The sequence below is a fragment of the Flavitalea plasmicola genome (assembly GCF_030546645.1).
Lineage (GTDB): Bacteria > Bacteroidota > Bacteroidia > Chitinophagales > Chitinophagaceae > Puia.
Genome location: NZ_JAUOTO010000007.1, coordinates 85,964 through 105,505, shown reverse-complemented (window position 1 = coordinate 105,505; position 19,542 = coordinate 85,964). Strand labels below are relative to the sequence as shown.

The 19,542-nt window shown below is 51.9% G+C and carries 17 protein-coding genes; 13 read left to right on the top strand and 4 right to left on the bottom strand.

Annotated features, from left to right (window positions below):
* Position 1 precedes the first annotated feature (1 nt).
* The 3 genes from Q4E93_RS25620 to Q4E93_RS25610 form a co-directional block, all read right to left on the bottom strand.
* Positions 2-847, bottom strand: a complete 846-nt coding sequence (locus Q4E93_RS25620; RefSeq protein WP_303590220.1) for a 2OG-Fe(II) oxygenase — start codon at positions 845-847, stop codon at positions 2-4.
* A 166-nt stretch (positions 848-1,013) separates the two neighbouring features.
* Positions 1,014-2,063, bottom strand: a complete 1,050-nt coding sequence (locus tag Q4E93_RS25615) for a sensor histidine kinase (RefSeq protein ID WP_303590218.1) — start codon at positions 2,061-2,063, stop codon at positions 1,014-1,016.
* Positions 2,064-2,105: 42 nt separating this feature from the next.
* On the bottom strand, positions 2,106-2,786 hold the full coding sequence (locus Q4E93_RS25610; protein ID WP_303590216.1) for a response regulator: 681 nt from the start codon (positions 2,784-2,786) through the stop codon (positions 2,106-2,108).
* 222 nt (positions 2,787-3,008) lie between these two features.
* Between Q4E93_RS25610 and Q4E93_RS25605 the strand changes: the two genes are divergently transcribed.
* The 11 genes from Q4E93_RS25605 (at position 3,009) to Q4E93_RS25555 (ending at position 16,048) form a co-directional block, all read left to right on the top strand.
* The gene (locus Q4E93_RS25605; protein ID WP_303590215.1) at positions 3,009-5,252 is read left to right on the top strand and encodes a hypothetical protein; all 2,244 of its coding nucleotides are present in this window, start codon (positions 3,009-3,011) and stop codon (positions 5,250-5,252) included.
* A 105-nt stretch (positions 5,253-5,357) separates the two neighbouring features.
* Positions 5,358-7,157: an ABC transporter ATP-binding protein gene (locus Q4E93_RS25600; RefSeq protein ID WP_303590214.1), complete on the top strand. Its 1,800-nt coding sequence runs from the start codon at positions 5,358-5,360 to the stop codon at positions 7,155-7,157.
* 220 nt (positions 7,158-7,377) lie between these two features.
* Complete coding sequence (gene atpB / locus Q4E93_RS25595) at positions 7,378-8,550, top strand: F0F1 ATP synthase subunit A (RefSeq protein ID WP_303590213.1); 1,173 nt, start codon at positions 7,378-7,380, stop codon at positions 8,548-8,550.
* Positions 8,551-8,584: 34 nt separating this feature from the next.
* Positions 8,585-8,824 carry an ATP synthase F0 subunit C gene (gene atpE / locus Q4E93_RS25590; protein ID WP_303590212.1) on the top strand — a complete coding sequence of 80 codons (240 nt, stop codon included), beginning with the start codon at positions 8,585-8,587 and terminating at the stop codon, positions 8,822-8,824.
* A 107-nt stretch (positions 8,825-8,931) separates the two neighbouring features.
* Positions 8,932-9,426: a F0F1 ATP synthase subunit B gene (gene atpF, locus Q4E93_RS25585; RefSeq protein WP_303590211.1), complete on the top strand. Its 495-nt coding sequence runs from the start codon at positions 8,932-8,934 to the stop codon at positions 9,424-9,426.
* A gap of 113 nt (positions 9,427-9,539) precedes the next feature.
* A complete protein-coding gene (gene atpH / locus Q4E93_RS25580) occupies positions 9,540-10,103 on the top strand; it encodes an ATP synthase F1 subunit delta (RefSeq protein WP_303590209.1) in 564 nt (187 codons plus the stop codon).
* Positions 10,104-10,151: 48 nt separating this feature from the next.
* On the top strand, positions 10,152-11,729 hold the full coding sequence (gene atpA, locus Q4E93_RS25575; protein WP_303590206.1) for a F0F1 ATP synthase subunit alpha: 1,578 nt from the start codon (positions 10,152-10,154) through the stop codon (positions 11,727-11,729).
* 510 nt (positions 11,730-12,239) lie between these two features.
* On the top strand, positions 12,240-14,504 hold the full coding sequence (locus Q4E93_RS25570; protein WP_303590204.1) for a TonB-dependent receptor: 2,265 nt from the start codon (positions 12,240-12,242) through the stop codon (positions 14,502-14,504).
* 29 nt (positions 14,505-14,533) lie between these two features.
* On the top strand, positions 14,534-15,160 hold the full coding sequence (locus Q4E93_RS25565; RefSeq protein WP_303590202.1) for a hypothetical protein: 627 nt from the start codon (positions 14,534-14,536) through the stop codon (positions 15,158-15,160).
* An 8-nt stretch (positions 15,161-15,168) separates the two neighbouring features.
* Complete coding sequence (locus tag Q4E93_RS25560) at positions 15,169-15,765, top strand: hypothetical protein (RefSeq protein WP_303590200.1); 597 nt, start codon at positions 15,169-15,171, stop codon at positions 15,763-15,765.
* Positions 15,758-16,048, top strand: coding sequence for a winged helix-turn-helix domain-containing protein (locus Q4E93_RS25555; protein ID WP_303590199.1), 291 nt, complete (start codon positions 15,758-15,760; stop codon positions 16,046-16,048). The genes Q4E93_RS25560 and Q4E93_RS25555 overlap by 8 nt, the downstream gene beginning before the upstream one ends.
* 25 nt (positions 16,049-16,073) lie before the next feature.
* Here Q4E93_RS25555 and Q4E93_RS25550 read toward each other — a convergent pair whose 3' ends face one another.
* A complete protein-coding gene (locus Q4E93_RS25550) occupies positions 16,074-17,480 on the bottom strand; it encodes an Ig-like domain-containing protein (RefSeq protein WP_303590197.1) in 1,407 nt (468 codons plus the stop codon).
* Between the two features lie 264 nt (positions 17,481-17,744).
* Between Q4E93_RS25550 and Q4E93_RS25545 the strand changes: the two genes are divergently transcribed.
* A complete protein-coding gene (locus tag Q4E93_RS25545) occupies positions 17,745-18,689 on the top strand; it encodes an ABC transporter ATP-binding protein (protein WP_303590195.1) in 945 nt (314 codons plus the stop codon).
* Entirely contained in the window at positions 18,658-19,539 is an 882-nt protein-coding gene (locus tag Q4E93_RS25540) for an ABC transporter permease (protein WP_303590194.1), read from the top strand. The genes Q4E93_RS25545 and Q4E93_RS25540 overlap by 32 nt, the downstream gene beginning before the upstream one ends.
* Positions 19,540-19,542 lie beyond the last annotated feature (3 nt).

The window sequence follows — 19,542 nt, the reverse complement described above, 5'->3', positions numbered from 1 at the left end:
CCTATTTCTTCTTTCCCGAAAAGAATTTCAGCATATTGCTGACCACCTTGTCATTGGCGCCCAGCTTCCCTTTGATGGCTGTATACATCGAGACGAGGGCGTTGTCCAGCCTGACGAGGATCTTTTTGCTGCCTTCGCCGGGTCTTGCCTGGTAGTAGGTAGCCCTCCGGAAAGGGTTGGCCTCGACCGTATAGTAATACAGCGCGATAGAGCGCCTGAAGACACCTTCGGGGCATGTCATCGGCTCGGGGTGGCCATGGAACGAGTCTGCGTCGGTATTGAAGATGACACAGCGGTTGAATACGGGGGTTACCTTTTCTTCACAGGCTTTCATTTCCTTGTCCCATAGCTCCAGCTTGCCTCCCCAGGACTCTTCCCATTTTTCGTTGAGATAGACCAGCACGTTGACACGGCGCTGCCAGTTGCGGTGATGGGGGTGAACGGTGAAGTCGGCGTGTATGTTGAGATATCCTCCCCTGGTAGACTGGTGGATGCCGCCCCCTTCCAGGCCGTCGTCCTTCTGCAGGTCTTTGATACCTGTCAGCTTGCTGAGGAATTGGAGGAATTCCGGGGAGTTGAGCTCGTTGATCGTGCTTTTGATCGTTGTGGGCAGGAGGTCCAGCTTATTGAGACCTCGCTTGTTCTCATTATAGTGCTTATAATTGATCCAGCCATCTGTTTCGTTGAGCTTGTTGAACTCGGCGATACAATCCTTCAACACTTCGGGATTGACAAAGTTTTCCAGCACGATGTGCGGATAGGGGCTGGCGGTTTGGTACTTTTTGCCTAATTCGTCGAGTTGACTGGTCCATTTGCTATAATCGAATATTTGGGTCGTGGTTGTCACTGCCTCTTTTTTAAGGGGCAAAGGTAGTAAAAAGCTGCAAGCTGCAAGCCCCAAGCTGCAAGCAGACTGCTGTTAAATTCGTTAATAGTTTCTAAAATAGCTGGTTAAGTCCGACTTGTAGCTTGCAGCTTGTCGCTCACAGCTCATGGCTCGTAGCTCGCAGCTGTCAATCGCGGCGTGATTCCAGGGTAAAGCCGATGGTAGTGCCTACGTCGGGGGTGCTCCGGACATGGATGGACTGTCCGTGGGCCTCTATAATATGTTTGCAGATGGCCAGTCCCAGGCCGGTGCCGCCCTTGTCCCTGCTCCGGGCTGCATCCGTGCGGTAAAAGCGCTCGAATATCCTTCCCAGGTGCTCCTCTTCGATCCCGATGCCGTCGTCACTGACCTCGATCAGGACGTTCTTTTCGTCTATTTTATAGACGCTGGCAACGATGGTGCCACCGGGTTTGCCGTATTTGGTGGCATTTTCCACCAGGTTGGTCAGCACCATGCGGATCTTTTCCTTGTCGGCAAAGACGGTGATGGGGGATTCGCATCCTTTCTTGATAGAGGTCCTTATATTCTTTCCCGTGGTTTTAATGGAGAGGGACTCGAAGCTCTCCCTGATAAGGTCCTGTATGATGAAATTCTGCTTGTATAATAATTGCTCTCCCCGCTCCAAGGTGGAGATCTCATCCAGGTCGTTCATGAGGTTTACCAGCCTGTCTACGTTCCTGGCGGCATTTTCCAGGAATTTTTTCCGGATGTCCGGGTCTTCCATTGCCCCGTTGAGCAAGGTATCCACATATCCCTGTATAGCAAAGATGGGCGTCTTGAATTCGTGGGCGAGATTTTGCAGAAACTCTTTCCGGTAAGCCTCATTCTTTTTCAGCAGCTCGATCTCCTCGTTTCGCTTTTCGCCCCATTTTTCCACGTCTTCCCGCACTTCGTCAATGCTTTTCTGAGGGAGGATGTATTTAAAGTAGACTTCTTCCTTTTTCGTAGCCTTCGTCTGGTGGATCAACTTATAGATCAGCTTTATCTTCCTGTATATAAACTTTTCCAATGTGAACTGGATCAGGCCATAGCTGCCGGAAAAGATGATGAGAAGGGAGGCTGCGCCTACGATGCTATTGTTCGTGAGCACGTAAATGCCCGCTGAGATGGGCAGCGCCAGCAGTCCGGCCGTCAGCGCAGAAAGCTGTTTGGGCGATAAATTCTTCGTAGAGGGCATCCTGTAAAATTACGAATCATGTGCGGGAATTGATCTTCCTGTTCAGAGATTGAACTTGTAGCCAACCCCTTTGACGGTGGTGATGCAATCCAGCCCTAATTTTTGCCGGATCTTACGGATATGGACGTCGATGGTGCGGTCGCCCACGATCACTTCGTTCCCCCAGACCTGGTTCAGGATCTCGTTGCGTAAGAAGACCCTGCCCGGGCGGGAGGCCAGCAGGTATAGCAGCTCGAATTCTTTTTTTGCCAGGGTGACGTCCTTGCCATCAACGGTGACCTCGAATTTGGCGGGGTCGATGGTCAGATTCTCTATTTTAAGGACCTTTTCTTCCGGCTCCTTGTTAATCCGGCGGAAAAGCGCATTTACCCGGCTGACGAGGATCTTGGGGCTGATGGGTTTGGTGACGTAGTCATCGGCGCCTGTTTCCAGTCCCCGGACGTGGGAGCCTTCATCGCTGAGGGCCGTAAGGAACAGGATCAGGGTTTCCTTAAAAGCTGGCTGGGAGCGAAGGATCTCACACACTTCTACCCCATTTTTCTTCGGCATCATGATGTCCAGGATGATCAGATCCGGGCGGGTCACTTTAGCCTTGCCGACTGCCTCATCCCCGTCTTTGGCGGTGACGACATCATATCCTTCCTTGCTCAGATTGTATTGTATGATCTCCAAAATATCGGGTTCATCGTCGGCTATGAGGATCTTCTTGCCTTTGGATTCCATCTTTCCTAAAAATTTACGCAAACCTACTGGAAATAAAGCTATGGGCCGATCATCGCCTATCAGTTTACAATTTGTTAATACATAAATAACATCGGGAAATACCCAGCCACCCCTGATACCCTCCCGGGGCTGTCCTCCCGGGGTATTGTCTTAAATTAGCGCACATTTTCCTTTGGTCGTAAATTTGCATACATTACATTCGGAGCCAGCCGATCAAATCTTATGATTATACTTATACGATCCATTCCTCTTGCTGCGGCGCTATCTGTACTCATGATCTCTTCTACTTTGAGCGGATTGGCACAGACCAATGCCTATCCTTATAAGGTGGCGCAGGACAGGATGCTCTGGCATGATAATGTGGACAAAGAGCAGCAAAAGCTGATCATTGCGGGCGGAGGCAAGCGTGACAGTCTTATCCGGCTGGCCAAGGACGAGACGGTGAACCTCCAGGTGACGGATGCCCTGGTGCGGCAGGTGGACGAGCTGCAGCAGCAAATAGAATTTGATTCCACGCTGAATACCAATAACAAGAAAAAATATCTCAGGGCGCTGGAATTCCTTTTAAGGGGCTTTCACCAGGCATACACGACCAAAGAGATCCAGGTCTCCGCCGCCCCGGCGCTTGTTGCCGCTTTCCGGCAGGCGATGGAGCTGGACAGGAAAGGGGAAAGCATCGAGCCCGTCGTCACCGGGGGAAGCTATGAGATAGGGAAGATCCTGGTGGAATGTTTTCTTTATCCGACCGAGAACGCTGGCGTCAAACCTGCCCGTCTTTACCTGGTGCGACGGTATTGCGAGATGCACCCTTCGTTGATCCTCAATTACTTACATAATCATCCCGGGCTGCCATTCGAGGACAGCCTCATTGTCATAGCGGGCCATCATGACGTTCGGCAGCTGTATGATTTTGCGGCTGCCAGCGGCGAGCTGGGCGCCCATATCCGCAGCTGTAAAGATACCCTGGTGCATACAGTGGCCATGATGGCCAACAGCAGGAGCGGCCAGCTGTATTTTCCCTTCCTGGACAACCTGGTAAAGGGGCGCATCACTACGGAAGATATCGATAAGGTAAAGGGCGATGAGCTGAATTATTACCGGCTGCTGGTGAGGACCCGGCTGGACTATGCGGGCAGGATCCTGCCGCCCGAAAGAGATACGCCACTGGAAATGAATGCGTTGACGGATATGCTTATGAAGAAGGGCAAGGAGATCTTCGTGCGTGAGATCAATGCGCTGCATACCGTGGAAAACCCGGCCATCCGATTTAAGATCCTGGACCCGCTGACCCCGGCCGAGCTTTATTACCTGATCGTGCTGAGCGAGGATGAGATCTATACTTCCAGCTATCTGGGCGTCTATGAGCGGATCTTCCAGCGCATGGCCCATCCTTACGGTGACAGCCTGATCATGCAGGTGCATGGCGATTATTTCCGCAAGTTCATCAAGATGGCTGCCGCCTATAACAAGCTGGACCATTTTCTCGGCACCATGGACAAGCAGAATGCGGGCACGATCATGAAGTCCTTTATCATTCACCTGGAAAAGGCCAACGAGGAAGAAGCGGTGGATGTTGCCGACTCCTACAGCAGCATTTTTGAAAAGAACCGGCCGCTGGCCCGCTTTATCCTGGGGGAAGTGAAGGCCAACTATGAGAAGAATATTACGGCAGGCGATAAGAAAGGTATTGTCATTTACAGCCTGCTGGAGACGTTGTTCGAGTCGGCTGATACCACCAATAAGACCGATCTTTCCGCCCGCCTGGGCATCCCGCCCATCTATTCCGTGGACTATAGCTCTTTGGCGGACGACAGTGGCCGGGTGATCCAGCAGGTGTTCTTTTATGGCGACCAGGACAAGGACGGTCAAAACTCTTTTTCGAACTTCATGGCCATGTTCAGGCCCCGGCCGGGCGCGAAGCCTGAATGGAAGATCACCGAGAATCCCCAATGGGTCACCATCACCTCCGTTCGTGGCAAGCCTGTGATGATCTTTGCCAACAAACCGCTGCTGGGGGATGACGACCCGGACGATAAGGCCCAGAAGGCACTGGCTGCTTACCTGGAATCCCGCCATATGAAGCCATCCATTGTCATACACCGGGGGCATAGCTATCACGTAAAATATACCATTTACCAGATGCCGGCTACGGCCCGTATCGTGGTGCTGGGTTCCTGCGGCGGCTACAACAACCTCAGCGAAGTGTTGAAGATCAACGAGGATGCACATATCATCTCTTCCAAGCAGGTGGGCACCAAGACCGTGAATGAGCCAATCCTGCAGGCTATCAACAACACCCTGCTGGCCGGCAGGGACATCGAGTGGCTGCCCATGTGGAGGGAATTGAGCACGCATTTCCAGAATGATCCTGCGGCCAAGGAAAAGTTCGACGACTATATTCCTCCGTATAAGAACCTGGGAGCCATCTTCATTAAGGCCTACCGGAAAGCGATGGACAGTGAGTAGCTTTTGAGCTGCAAGCTGCAAGCTACAAGTGGAGACTTATATGTAATTTTGCGTCTTATTAAAATCAGGCTTGAAGCTGACAGCTTGTAGCTTGTAGCTGTTTTTATGAAAAGAAAGATATTCGATTTCAGCCTGCTGCGAAGAGTATTTCGCTATGCCGCACCGTATAAGAGACGACTGTACGTTTCTATTGCGCTTTCTATCCTGCTGGCCGTGCTGTCCCCCCTTCGTCCTTTCCTGATCCAGGTGACGATCAATGACTATATCCGGAATGGCGCCGGGCCTGTTCTTTCCGTCAAACAGGAGATGGCGAAGCTGGTGATCCTGATCACGGTGCTGCAGATCGCTCTATTGCTGATAGAGACAGTGTCCCGCTTTTATTTTTCTTTCATTACAGCCTGGCTGGGCCAGACAGTGGTGAAGGATCTCCGGGTGGATGTCTATAAGAAGGTGCTGGGCCTCAACCTTTCACAGTTTGACAAGACCCCCATCGGCACCCTGACTACCCGCACGATCAACGATATCGAAGCCATCAATGACATTTTCTCGGACGGGCTGATCCCCATCATTGCGGACCTGCTTTCCATCGTATCGATCCTGATATTCATGTTTGTGGTGGACTGGCGGCTGACCCTCATCTGCCTGACGCCCTTCCCTTTCCTGGTCCTGGCCACCTGGCTGTTTAAAGAGTCCGTGAACAAGTCTTTTATCCGGGTGCGGAATGCGGTGGCGGCGCTCAACGCTTTTGTACAGGAGCATATCACGGGCATGGCGATCGTTCAGGCATTTGCCGGCGAGCAGAGAGAGGCCGCAAAATTCAACAAGATCAACCGGGAGCACCGGAATGCGAATATCAATGCCATTTTTGCCTATTCCATTTTCTTTCCTTTGGTGGAGATCATCCTGGCTGTATCCACCGGCCTGCTGGTGTGGTGGGGTGCGCGCCAGGTGCTGCATTTGCCGGAAGTCCAGGCAAAGGAGCTCAGCGGGAAGATCATCTCTTTCTTTCTTTACCTGAACCTCCTGTTCCGCCCGCTGCGGGTGATAGCAGACAAGTTCAACGTATTGCAAATGGGCATGGTGGCCAGTGAAAGAGTGTTCCGGGTATTGGATAATGACGACACCGTCAGGAAGGAAGGGAATTATGCGCCGGACAAGATCAAAGGGAAGGTGGAGTTTAAGAATGTGAACTTCGCCTATGTCGAGGATCGCTACGTATTGAAGAATGTCTCTTTCACCATCCAGCCTGGTCAAACAGTGGCCATCGTGGGGCATACCGGCAGTGGAAAAACCTCCATTATCAGTCTGATCAATCGCCTGTACCAGATAAAGGAGGGGGAGATCCGGATCGATGACGTATTGATAGAAGACTATAAGCTGGATAATCTGAGGAAGAACATCGGCGTGGTGCTGCAGGATGTCTTCCTGTTCTCCGGCTCCGTAAAAGATAATATTACGCTGCGCAATGAAGATATACCGGAGGAAAAAGTAATAGAGGCCGCCACGCTCATCGGTATGCATGAGTTTATCATGCGGCTGCCCGGCGGATATCATTACAATGTGATGGAAAGAGGTAGCACGCTTTCACTGGGGCAGCGTCAGCTTCTCTCCTTTATCCGCGCCCTTCTGTATGATCCTTCCATTCTCATCCTGGACGAAGCCACTTCTTCCGTGGATACGGAATCCGAGCTGCTGATACAGGAGGCCATCGACAAGCTGATCGCCGGCAGAAGCTCTATTGTCATCGCACACCGTCTTTCCACGATCCGGAAGGCCCACCAGATCATTGTACTGGATAAAGGTGAGATCAAAGAGATCGGGACACACGAGCAGCTGCTGGAGCGGCAGGGGCATTATTTCAGGTTGCACCAGATGCAGTTTGAAAAACAGGAAAAGATCGCATGAGGGGGAAGGTTACGGTAATGTGCTGGAAACCAAGCTGCCGGGAAAGAAATTTATCAGGATCCACCGGAGCTGTATCATTCCCTGGACCAGATGCGGTCCTGGAGCACCCCGGAAGTGGAAATGACAGGGGAGGTGCAGGGATATTCCGTCCCCTTTTTTTAATTCTATTTTCATATTCTCCCACTCCAACCTTATCTTTGCGGCAAAATTCGGGGAAGGTATGTTATCAAGATGCAGCAAATTCACGATGGTCGCGGTTTTCAGCCTAAGTTGCCTGCTTTTTTCGGCGATTTCGTACGGCCAGGAGAAACCCGCTCCCGGCAGCGAGACCGGCAAGCAGGAAAAGCCTAAAATAAACCCTTCCAAGATCATCCTGGAGCACGTTTCGGACGCGCACGAATTTCATTTTTTCAACTATAGCAATCATCCCGTCAGCATTCCTCTTCCGGTGATCCTTTATTCTCCCGCCAAAGGCTGGTCTGTATTCATGTCATCCGCCTTCAAGCATGGGGAGGAAACGTACAACGGCTATCGTTTGCTGGAAGAGAAATATGTGGAAGAGAACAAATTAGACGAAAAGATATACAAACCCGGCAAGATCGTGGCGGTGGACGCTTCCGGCGCGCCCGATGCCAGCGTCAAGGTCTATGATCTTTCCCTGGGCCGCAATGCCGTTCAAATGATCATTTCCGTTATCCTGCTTATCTGGATCATGAGCCGCATCGCCGGAAAATACGCTAAAGGCCAGGGTGTTACGACGGCCCCCACCGGATTCCAGAATGCCGTGGAGCCTGTCATCACCTTTGTCAGGGACGAGGTGGGTAAATCGAACCTGGGCAAGCGTTATGAGAAATACATGCCTTTCCTGCTTACCGTATTCTTTTTCATCCTGATCAACAACCTCATCGGCCTGCTGCCGGGCACAGCCAATGTGACGGGGAATATCGCCTTTACGGCCGTGCTGGGCATCATTTCCTTCGTGGTCATCCTTTTCAGCACGAATAAGCATTACTGGGGGCATATCGCCAATCCGCCCGTCCCCTTCGGTGTGAAGCCTATCATGATCCCCGTGGAGATCATGGGTATCTTTACCAAGCCTTTTGCCTTGATCATCCGTCTTTTTGCCAATATGATCTCGGGCCATATCATCATCCTGAGCTTTATCATCCTGATCTTCATCTTCGGCGCGATGAACACGGGGCTGGGCTGGGGCACTTCCCCTTTCTTCATTGCATTGGCCATCTTTATCTACCTGATTGAAATATTAGTCGCATTTATACAGGCATTCATCTTTGCAAACCTCACCGCCGTCTTTATCGGGCAGGCCTTTGAAGGCAGCCATGATGAACATGCGCATGAGCCGGGCCATCATGATGATGCCGTAATCGTCTAAAAGAACGCTTTTTTAATTATAAAAACCAAGTATCATGACGTTGATGACTATCATGTTGGAAGTACAGCCTGGTTATGGTGCGATTGGCGCAGGCCTCGCCGCAATCGGTGCCGGTATCGGTATCGGTCAGATCGGTAAAGGCGCTGTTGAAGCCATTGCCCGTCAGCCGGAAGCTTCGAACGACATTCGTGCAAACATGATCCTGGCCGCGGCCCTGGTGGAAGGTGTTGCCCTTCTCGCTGCCGTAGCAGGTCTGCTGGCTGTATTCAAATAAGCCGGTTCGCACGTAAAAAACGTACTGCATCCGGAGCACAGGGCCGAGGATGCAGTTACATCAAAAAGAACACTGATCTCAATAAAAGTTAAAAGTATCTATCTGATATGGATTTATTAACGCCCGACTTAGGCCTCTTTATCTGGAACCTCCTGGCTTTCCTCATTCTTTTTTTCATCCTGAAAAAGACTGCCTGGAAGCCCATCCTGAAATCGCTGAACGAGCGGGAGAAAGGGATCTCCGATTCCCTGGCTACCGCCGAGAAAGTAAAGGCTGAAATGGCCCAGCTGAAGAGCGAGAATGAAGCCCTGCTGGCAAAAGCCCGTGAAGAAAGGGCTGCACTGCTGAAAGAGGCCCGCGACACCAAGGACAAGATCATCAACGAAGCGAAGGACCAGGCCAAGCTGGAAGCCGGCAAGATCATCACCGATGCACGGGCTGCCATCGAGCAGCAGAAAATGGCTGCCATTACGGAAGTAAAGAACCAGGTCGGCAACCTCGTGATCGAAGTGTCGGAAAAAATACTGCGTCGCGAGCTGTCCAATAAGAGCGAGCAGGAGAAGTATATCAAGGACTTAGCAAACGAAGTGAAACTGAACTAGCTACAAGCTGCAAGCTTCAAGCTACAAGTCAGATTTTGATATGCATAAAAAAGATTTTTAAACTTAAATAAGGCCAGCTTGCAGCTTGTAGCTCGCAGCTTGCCGCTCAAAACATGCCCAACCCACGTTTAGCCGGCAGATATGCCAAATCACTGATCGACCTGGCCCTTGAAAAAGGTCAGCTGGAGGAGGTTTACCATGACATGTTGTTCCTGCAGCAAGCCTTCCGGAGCAGCAAGGAACTGGTGGTGATGATCAAGAGCCCTGTCATAAAGGCCGATAAGAAAGATAAAGTGCTGGATGCCATTACGGCCGGAAAGACCTCTGTCATCACTTCCACCTTTACCAAGCTGCTGCTGCGTAAGGGCCGCGAATTCTTTCTTCCCGAGATCATCACGGCATTCATCGATCAGTACAAGGAGTACAAGGGCATTCATACGGTGAAGCTGACGACGGCGATCCCTGTCAGCGAAGAGCTGAAGAAGAGCATCGTCGATAAGATCAAGGCCGACAAGCACCTGAAGGATATCGAGCTCCTGACGGCTGTCGACGAATCCCTCATCGGTGGTTTTGTCCTGGAAGTAGGGGATGAGCTGGTAGATGGCAGCATCGCTTTCGACCTTAAGAACATTAAAAAGCAATTCCAGAACAACGACTTTATCTATAAGATCAGATAGATAGCCGAGCAAAACAGATTACATAAAAAACAGACAACAGTATAAATTATGGCAGAGATCAAACCAGATGAAATTTCAGCAATATTGCGCCAGCAATTGGGCAACTTCAATGTTTCCGCTGAGCTGGAAGAAGTAGGCACTGTGCTGCAGGTGGGGGACGGTATCGCCCGTGTCTATGGCCTGAGCAATGTCAGCGCCGGTGAGCTGGTGGAATTTGAGAATGGCGTAAGAGCCATTGCCCTCAACCTGGAAGAGGACAATGTGGGTGTGGTATTGATGGGTGAGAGCGGAGAGATCAAGGAAGGCGCGAAAGTACGCCGCACCGGGAACATCGCCTCCATCAGGGTAGGTGATGGTATGCTGGGCCGTGTGGTCAATACATTGGGAGAGCCTATCGACGGCAAAGGTCCTTTGACGGGTGAGCGGTATGAGATGCCCCTGGAACGTAAGGCGCCGGGTGTTATCTTCCGTGAGCCTGTGAAGGAGCCGCTTCAGACGGGTATCAAGGCCATCGACGCGATGATCCCCATCGGCCGCGGACAGCGTGAGCTGATCATCGGTGACCGTCAGACAGGTAAGACTGCCATCGCCATCGACACGATCATCAACCAGAAAGAGTTCTACAAAGCAGGCAAGCCTGTTTATTGTATATATGTCGCCATCGGTCAGAAAGCATCCACTGTCGCAGGTGTGATGAAGACACTGGCTGACAACGGCGCCCTGGATTACACGGTGATCGTTGCCGCCTCGGCTTCCGACCCTGCTCCCCTGCAGTTCTACGCTCCCTTTGCCGGCGCTGCGATCGGTGAGTTCTTCCGTGACACGGGACGTCCTGCCCTCATCATTTTTGATGACCTTTCCAAACAGGCTGTTGCTTACCGTGAGGTATCGCTGCTGCTGCGTCGTCCTCCCGGCCGTGAGGCTTACCCCGGGGATGTGTTCTACCTGCACAGCCGCCTGCTGGAGCGTGCCGCGAAGGTCATCGGCGATGACAGCGTAGCGAAGAACATGAACGACCTGCCCGAGTCCATCAGGCACCTGGTAAAAGGCGGTGGCTCGCTGACAGCGTTGCCCATCATCGAAACACAGGCCGGCGACGTATCCGCGTATATCCCCACGAACGTGATCTCCATCACGGATGGTCAGATCTTCCTGGAAGGCAACCTGTTCAATTCCGGTATCCGTCCTGCGATCAACGTAGGTATCTCCGTTAGCCGTGTGGGTGGTAATGCGCAGATCAAATCCATGAAGAAGGTGGCTGGTACGCTGAAGCTGGACCAGGCGCTGTATCGTGAGATGGAAGCCTTCTCCAAGTTCGGTGGCGACCTGGATGCCGCTACGAAGCTGGTGATCGACAAGGGCGCCCGTAACGTGGAGATCCTGAAGCAGCCTCAATACACTCCTTTCTCCGTAGAAAAGCAGGTAGCGATCATTTACCTGGGTACACAGGGCTTGCTGCGGCAGGTGGCTGTGCGGAAGGTGAAGGAATTCGAAGATCATTTCCTGCTGGAAATGGAGAACAAGCTGCCTGAAGTGCTGGCAGAGTTTAAGAAAGGCAATCTGCCTGACGACGGTGTAAAGAAGATGGTGGAGCTGGCCAACGGGCTGATCCCTCAGTATAAATAAAAGTATTAAGCATGAAAAAAAACCACGCGAATGCGTGGTTTTTTTTTGAGAAACCCTTGCAGATTCCGAATATTTTGGCAATCTTTACAACGTCAACACGACGCCCTCCAAGCTCCGGAAAAACAATCCGATTCGATTATTTCCAATCTCTTTTCTTCTGATCATCCGTACGAAAGCCACTTATTATTATTTACTGTTTGTTCTCATTTTCGGCTAATTAGTCATTATATAACTATGGCCGTCCCTCATCCTCCGGTGTTCCCGGCAGGCATCAGGCGACGACTGTCCAGAATATTCAAAAGTTTAGTTTTAAAGGGTACGATCAACAACCGCCGGGCTTTTCTAAGCCTGGCTTTTTTTTTGGGCGGCCCCGGTTTACCGACGTTTTGACGGGGTTTACCGGTGTTTTTCGGGTTTTCCGCCGGCGAATGGGCCCTGTAAGGCAGAAGGTGCTCTTCGGGAGTTTGGTTTATAAAATAAACTAGTTTAGTTTTGCTGCAAATCTTTGCGATGACACCAAAAACTGCCTTATTCATTGCTTTTACCTTAATGACCGGCTGGCTGCGAGCCCAGACGGCTATCTCGGGGACGGTGAAGGATACCAAGGGCCATCCTGTCCGCGGGGCCAGCATCACGATTAAAGATTCCTATGATGGGGCTACGGTCGACAGTACCGGGGCATTCCGTTTTAAAACCACCGAAACGGGGCCGCACATCCTCACCATTACAAATATTGGCTATTTCCCTGTGGAGCAATCCATCAATCCTTCGGGAGAGGCGATCACCCTGCATATCGTGATGAAAGAGCAGCTGAGTGAATTGAAGGCGGTGACGATCACTGCCGGGTCGTTTACGGCCGGGGACGCGAAAAGAGGGGCTGTCCTCAGCTCCCTGGACGTGGCCACCACGGCGGGCTCCAATGCGGATATTACGGCGGCTTTGAAGACCTTGCCGGGCGCCCAGCAGGTGGGAGAATCGGAAGGTTTGTTTGTTCGTGGGGGGGCGGGTTATGAAGCCAAACAATATATTGACGGAACGCTGGTCAATAACCCTTATTTTTCCAGCGTCCCGGATATCGCTTCCCGCGGCCGTTTCTCTCCTTTCCTCTTCAAAGGCACCGTGTTCAGCACCGGCGGCTATTCGGCGCTTTACGGCCAGGCGCTGTCTTCGGTAGTACTGCTGGAATCCATCGATCTGCCGGAGAAATCCGAAATAGACGCTTCCATCTCCCCTATCATTGTGGGATTGGGTACACAGCAGCTGGCGAAGAACAAAAAGTCCTCTTATGGTTTTTCGTATAACTATGTCAACGTGGGGCTGTATTTTAAGGCGGTGAAACAGGTGCCCGACTATTATAAGATGCCGCAGTTCCACAACGGCGATGCGAATTTCCGGATCAGGACGAAGAATGGGGGCATGATCAAATACTATACGACGTTTGCCTATAGTGATCTGGGTTTGCGCAGACAAGACGTGGACACGCTGAATGCAAAAGATGCATTCGGTATTGCGAACCACAACTGGTACAATAACCTCAGCTGGCGGGAATACCTGAACAACGGCTGGAAAATGGACCTGGGCGCCAGCTTCAGCACGAACCTGGACAACCTGGGCCAGCAGGTGCAGGACGCGTATAACCAGCCGAAATCCTTTCCCGACAGTGTATTCTGGATGAATTTCAAAACGTTTGGCGTGGACCAGAAGCAGGAGCTTTCGCAGATCAAGGCAGTCTTCGACAAAAAGCTGGGTGGCATCAGCTCCATCCGCTTTGGCAGCGAGTACTGGTATGCCTATAACTATCAACGCTACCGCACACAGCAGTATCATATCGATTCTACCTATAAATTCAAGGATAACTATAATGCCGTTTTTGCCGAGTCAGATATCTTCCTCACCAATGAGCTGGCCGCCAAGCTGGGTGTCCGCTTTGAACACTCTTCGGTGATCCGTCGCAGTGACCTGGCGCCCAGGGTTTCCCTTGCCTACAGGACGGCGCCGGATGCGCAGGTGTCCCTGGCCTACGGCATATTTTACCAGAAGCCGGAGAACAGCCAGCTCTTCTATACTACCCAGGTCGGATTTACCAAGGCGACGCATTATATCGTCAACTACCAGAAGATGTCGAAGGACAGGATCTTCCGGGTGGAAGCCTACTACAAAAAATACGAGGACCTGATCAAGACGGTGCCCGTCTCCTATAACTATTCCGTTTATAATAATTCGGGCAGCGGCTATGCCAAGGGGATCGAGCTGTTCTGGAGAGATAAGAGGACGATCAAGGATTTCGATTATTGGATCAGCTATTCTTTCCTGGACACGAAGCGCAATTATCTCAATTACACGGAGCAGCTGGTGCCTAATTTTGCTGCGAAGCATACGGCGTCCCTCGTGACCAAGAAATTCTTTACGAAGATCAAGTCAGGCTTCAACCTTACCTACAGCTACGCCACGGGAAGGCCTTATTACAATTTCCGGCTGGCGGGCGGTCCCAAGTTCGACCTGGCGGAGCAGGGGAAGACGAAGTCTTACCAGGCGTTGAACTTCAGCGCGGAATATGTGCCAACGATCGGCAATCCCAAGGCAAGGACCTTTGTCGTGCTGTTCGCCAGCGTCAGCAACCTATTAGGATATAATGCGGTGTATGGATATAATTTTTCTTACAGCGGACAGTACAAACAGCCTATCACCCCGCCAGCCAACCGATTTTATTTCATCGGCTGCTTCCTGAGCTGGGGTGTGGATCGTAGCCAGGATGCCATTAACAATAATCTATAATTTAAAATTTTAAATTTACAACTATGACCATGAAGAAAACGTTTCTCGCGCTGACCCTGCTGGTGTCCCTGGCTGTGAGCGCCCAGTCTGACAAATACACGCAGATGATGCAAAAGAACATCTCCCTGCTGGACTCCGCGAAGAGCATCGACGAGCTGCAAAGTCTGGCCGGCACTTTCGACCGGATCGGGGATGCGGAAAAAACAAAGTGGCTGCCTTATTACTATGCGGCTTTGGCCCAGACCTGGGTAGGCTGGAACCCTGCGACCAAGGACAAGGACGCCAATTCCGCCAAGATCAACGCTTACCTGGCAAAGGCAGAGGCCATTGAAAAGAACGCCGAATTATACGCGGTGGAAAATATGTCCGCCACCCAACAGATGCTGGTGGATCCGCAGAGCCGCTGGATGACCTATGGTAAAACGGCCGGCGAAGCCTTGCAGAAAGGTTTGCAGGCGGACCCCAATAACCCCCGCTTGTATTATTTGCAAGGCATGAGCCTTTTCGGCACGCCTCCCCAGTTCGGCGGTGGAAAAGACAAGGCAAAACCACTTTTCGAGAAGTCGGTTTCCCTGTATAAAGCCGCACATCCCGAGCCCCTTGCTCCCACCTGGGGACAAAAACAAGCGGAGGATATGTTAGCTCAGTGTAATTAAATCATTCTATGTCTAAGGAAAAAGAGCTCACCAGCCATGAAAGCCTGCTGCTGATCACCCAAATGATCAGCAGGGCCAAGGACGACTATTTCGAGACAGGCGTCAGCGCGCTGATGTGGGGCGCGATCATCACTTTTTGTGCGTTGGTGAGCTTCATCAACCACTCTTTCCTGCACCTGGATTGGCTGGATGCCGTTTGGCTGCTGAGCTTCGTGGCTGTCATTCCACAGATCGTTATCGCGCGGCGGGAGAGAAGGCAGCGAAAATACAAGACGCATGACGACAACCTCCGGGGCGGCATCTGGCTCAGCTTCGCCGCGGCCGTGTTCCTGTTGAATTATTTTGACATACGGTATAAACTGCCCAACCCGATATCGCTCTATCTTATTCTTTATGGCATTCCAACCTTTGCCATCGGCTATGGCAGGAAGTTCCGTTATATGATCATCGGGGGCATCGCCTGTTGGGTATTCTCGATATTGAGTTCGCTGACGCCTGCGCCCTGGCAGCTGCTGTATCTGGCCGGAGGCGCGCAACTGGCCTGGTTTATTCCCGGCCTGATCCTGAGAAAAAAATACCTGCAAGAAAGGAGTAAAAATGTTTAAGGACCTCGACCCTATATTACATTCTCAGCTTAGGCTGGCGCTGGTGTCGATACTGATCAGCGTAAAGGAAGCGGAGTTTACCTACCTGCGGGAGAAGACCAGTGCCACGGCCGGTAATTTAAGCGTTCAGATCAACAAGCTGAAGGAAGCAGGGTATATCGACGTGGCCAAGCAATTCAAGGACAATTATCCCCAGACGATCTGTAAGATCACGCCCCAGGGCGTGCTGGCTTTCGAACAGTATGTGAAGGATCTGCAGACATACTTAGATATCAAAAAATAGGGGCCCTGCGAAGGGCCCCTATTTTTTAGCTTTTTGCCAGCCGCATCGTCAGCCGCTCGTTGCTATTGATGATCACTTCCAACTGGTACATACCGGGCTGAAGCTGATGGGTATCCTCGATATCGTAAGTATTGGCGCCATTCTCGCCCATGGCAGTCTTGCGGATGATCTCGCTGCCATTGTTGTCCGTCACTTTCATCATGACGAATGCCTTTTCTTTCAGCTGGACATTCACCTGTATATCATTCACGACCGGGTCGGGCGTAACGCTGACGGCGGTGACGCTTTTGGTGCCATAGGTCCGTACGATCAGCATTTTAGAGTAGGTGACGCGATCGGCCGCGTCCACCTGGCGCAGGCGGTAGTAGAGGTCGTTCCCCCTTGCCGTCCTGTCGCTGATCTTATCGGTGAAAGCATACGCTACACCCGAGGCCGCCACTTCTCCCACTTTCTGAAAATAAGTGCCGTCCATGCTTCTTTCTACTTCAAAACGGGCGCTGCCGTTGTCGGCCGAAGCGTTCCAGTTGATATCCACCGCATTCTTCCGGTAGAGCGCCTGGAAGTTGGTGAGGGTGCTCCGGGTGGGGAAGCGGATGGTGGCTGTGGTGTTGATGCTGCAAAGGGAAGGGCTGCCGTTGTCACAGATCTTATAGACGAAGTGCGTGGAGGAACCGGTAAAGCCTTCTTTCGGCGTAAAAGCAAAACCGCCATCCTTCTGAAGGTCTACGTTGCCGTCGGGAGATTCTTCCAGCAGATAGGCTGTCAGTGTTTCGTGATTGGGGTCGTAATCATTGCTCAGCACATTCCCATTGGCAGTGTGGCTGGCGGACCCGATGAACCTGTCGCGGAGCGCTACGGGGGAGACATTACAAGCGGAGCTGTAGTGAGCAGCGGCGCCGATGGAAAGCTCGTCAATCGCGATTCTTTCGTTCCCGCCTATGCCCTGGTAATTGATGTACAATTTATACTGTCCCTTCGTGGCGGCGAGTACCTTATTATAGGTGTAGACGGGCGTATTGTCCAGGCCGGTGAACTCGATGCTGTCCAGCAAGGTGAGGCTCTTGTTGGCGGCATCCGTCGTATAGATCTTTATCCACCTCCTGTCCTTTACGGGGAGGTTGAATTTGTAAGCGAAAGAGACGGTGACGGGGCCGTCGAGGTCCAGCAGGGGGGTAAAGATACCGGTCATTTCGGTGGCGTTGGCGCCGGAGCCGGATACCATGGCCCCATCCCCTTCCATATTGGGGACCCAGCCGCTGCGGTTGACGTCGAAGTCGGAGAAAAACCAGCAATTGCCTTGCAGGAAGCCCTTTACTTCAGTGAGCTTAATGCCTTTGCGGGAATTGAAATTGTCGGAAGTTGCTGCATGCGCCGGTTGCATGCCGATGATCATCGCGGAAGTGACCAACAAGGAGAAGAAGTTCCTTTTCATCTTTGTAATTTTCAGAAGGTGAATAAACTAAAGCTGATAAACACGGCGATTCAAAGGAAGGAACTATATAGCGATACAAATGAGCTTACACTTAACTTAAAGGTTCTGGTGTTTTTCGGGGATAGTAAAATTTAAGAGGGGGATTGTCCGTAGGATGGATAACGAAACAAATATAGACAAGACATTCGGGTTTTGCAAGCCCCCCGGAAAAAAATTGACGTACAGGCCGCCAAACCGCCGTAAATTACGTTGATATTCAAGCGTATGTCTTCTATCATCCGGGTCACGGGCCTTAGCAAGCATTTTGGGGAGCTGAAAGCTGTCGATTCCCTGTCCTTTTCCGTGGAGAAGGCGGATATTTACGGCTTCCTGGGGCAGAACGGGGCGGGGAAATCCACTACCATCCGCATGCTGCTGACCCTTGTTACTCCTACGGCCGGAGAAATAGAGATCTTCGGGATGAATCTGCGGACCCATCGTCGGGAGATCCTGCGCCGGGTTGGCGCGGTCGTCGAAAGGCCGGACCTGTACAAATATCTCACTGCGTACGAGAACCTTTCGTTATTTGCCCGAATGAGCGGCATCCGTCCCACTTCACAGCTGCTGATGCAGCAGCTGGAGCAGGTAGGATTGGCGGAAAGGGCTCGAAGCAAGGTGAAGACCTTTTCGCAGGGGATGAAACAGCGGTTGGGCATTGCTGTTGCATTGATCCATAACCCGGACCTGATCATCCTGGACGAGCCAACCAATGGCCTCGACCCACAGGGTATCGTGGATATACGCAACCTGATCCTGCATCTCAGCAGCCATTTGAAAAAGACGCTGCTCGTCTCCTCGCACCTGCTCAGTGAAATGGAGCTGATCGCGGGCCGTATGCTGATCGTCGATAAGGGGAAAAAGATCGTGGAAGGGGCTGTGGCGGACCTGTTCCATCCGGGACAGACCCTGGTAGAGCTGGATACGAGCGATCCCGCGCTGGCCGCGGAGATGCTCCTCCGGAGCCCTTGGCAGGCGGACCTCCAGACGCACAGGGGCACAAAATTCCTGTTGAAGATGGACAAGGCGCTTATTCCTTCCTTTGTGCGGGACCTGGTAGAGCAGGGCATACCAGTGGATGCCGTGCGACCCCGGCATCCACTGGAAGATTATTTTTTATCACTGACAACCGCCAACCAGCATGTGGAAGCTTTTACAGATCGAGCTGTTTAAAATATTCAAACGTCCCCGTACCTATATCCCTTTCGGGGCGATAGCCGCCATGATCCTTATCATCCAGGTGGGATTGAAATTTGACGGGCGATCGTATGTGGAGCTGGTGTTGACCAGTCTCTCGGACACTTTTAATGTGCCCTATACGCTTATCATGAATGGTTACCTGGCGGCTTTCGTCATTCTCAATACCCTGTTGATCCAGGTGCCCCTGCTGGTGGCCCTTGTCGCGGGTGATACCGTGGCGGGAGAGGCTAATATGGGCACCCTGCGGCTGCTGGTCACCCGCCCGGTGAGCCGTACACAGCTGATGCTGGTGAAGTTCGGGGCGTCCGTCATATACACGATACTGCTGCTGCTGTGGATGGCGATGCTGGCATTGTTCCTCAGCATGTGGGTCTTCGGCACCAACGATATGATCCTTGCACGCGACAATGTGATAGAGCATATCCGTGAAGCGGATGTGCTGTGGCGCTATTTTGCCGCCTTTGGATATGCAACGGTAGCCCTCACCACAGTGGCCGCCCTGGCTTTCCTGCTGTCGGTGTTTGCGGAGAACTCCATCGGTCCCATCGTGGCTACCATCAGCATCGTCATTGTCCTCACCATCCTGTCGCAAATGCGGATACCCTTGTATGATAATACGGTGAATCCCTGGCTTTTTACTTCCCATATGCTGGCCTGGAAAGGCTTCTTTTATCTTCAGTCGGACGGACAGGGCGGGACCATCGACGGCTCTGTGGAGAACCTGTCTTCCATCTTCCGCAGCCTCACGATCCTGCTGGTGTATATTGTTTTGTTTGTGACGGCGGCCATATGGGCATTCAGGAAAAAAGATATTTTGAGCTAAAGT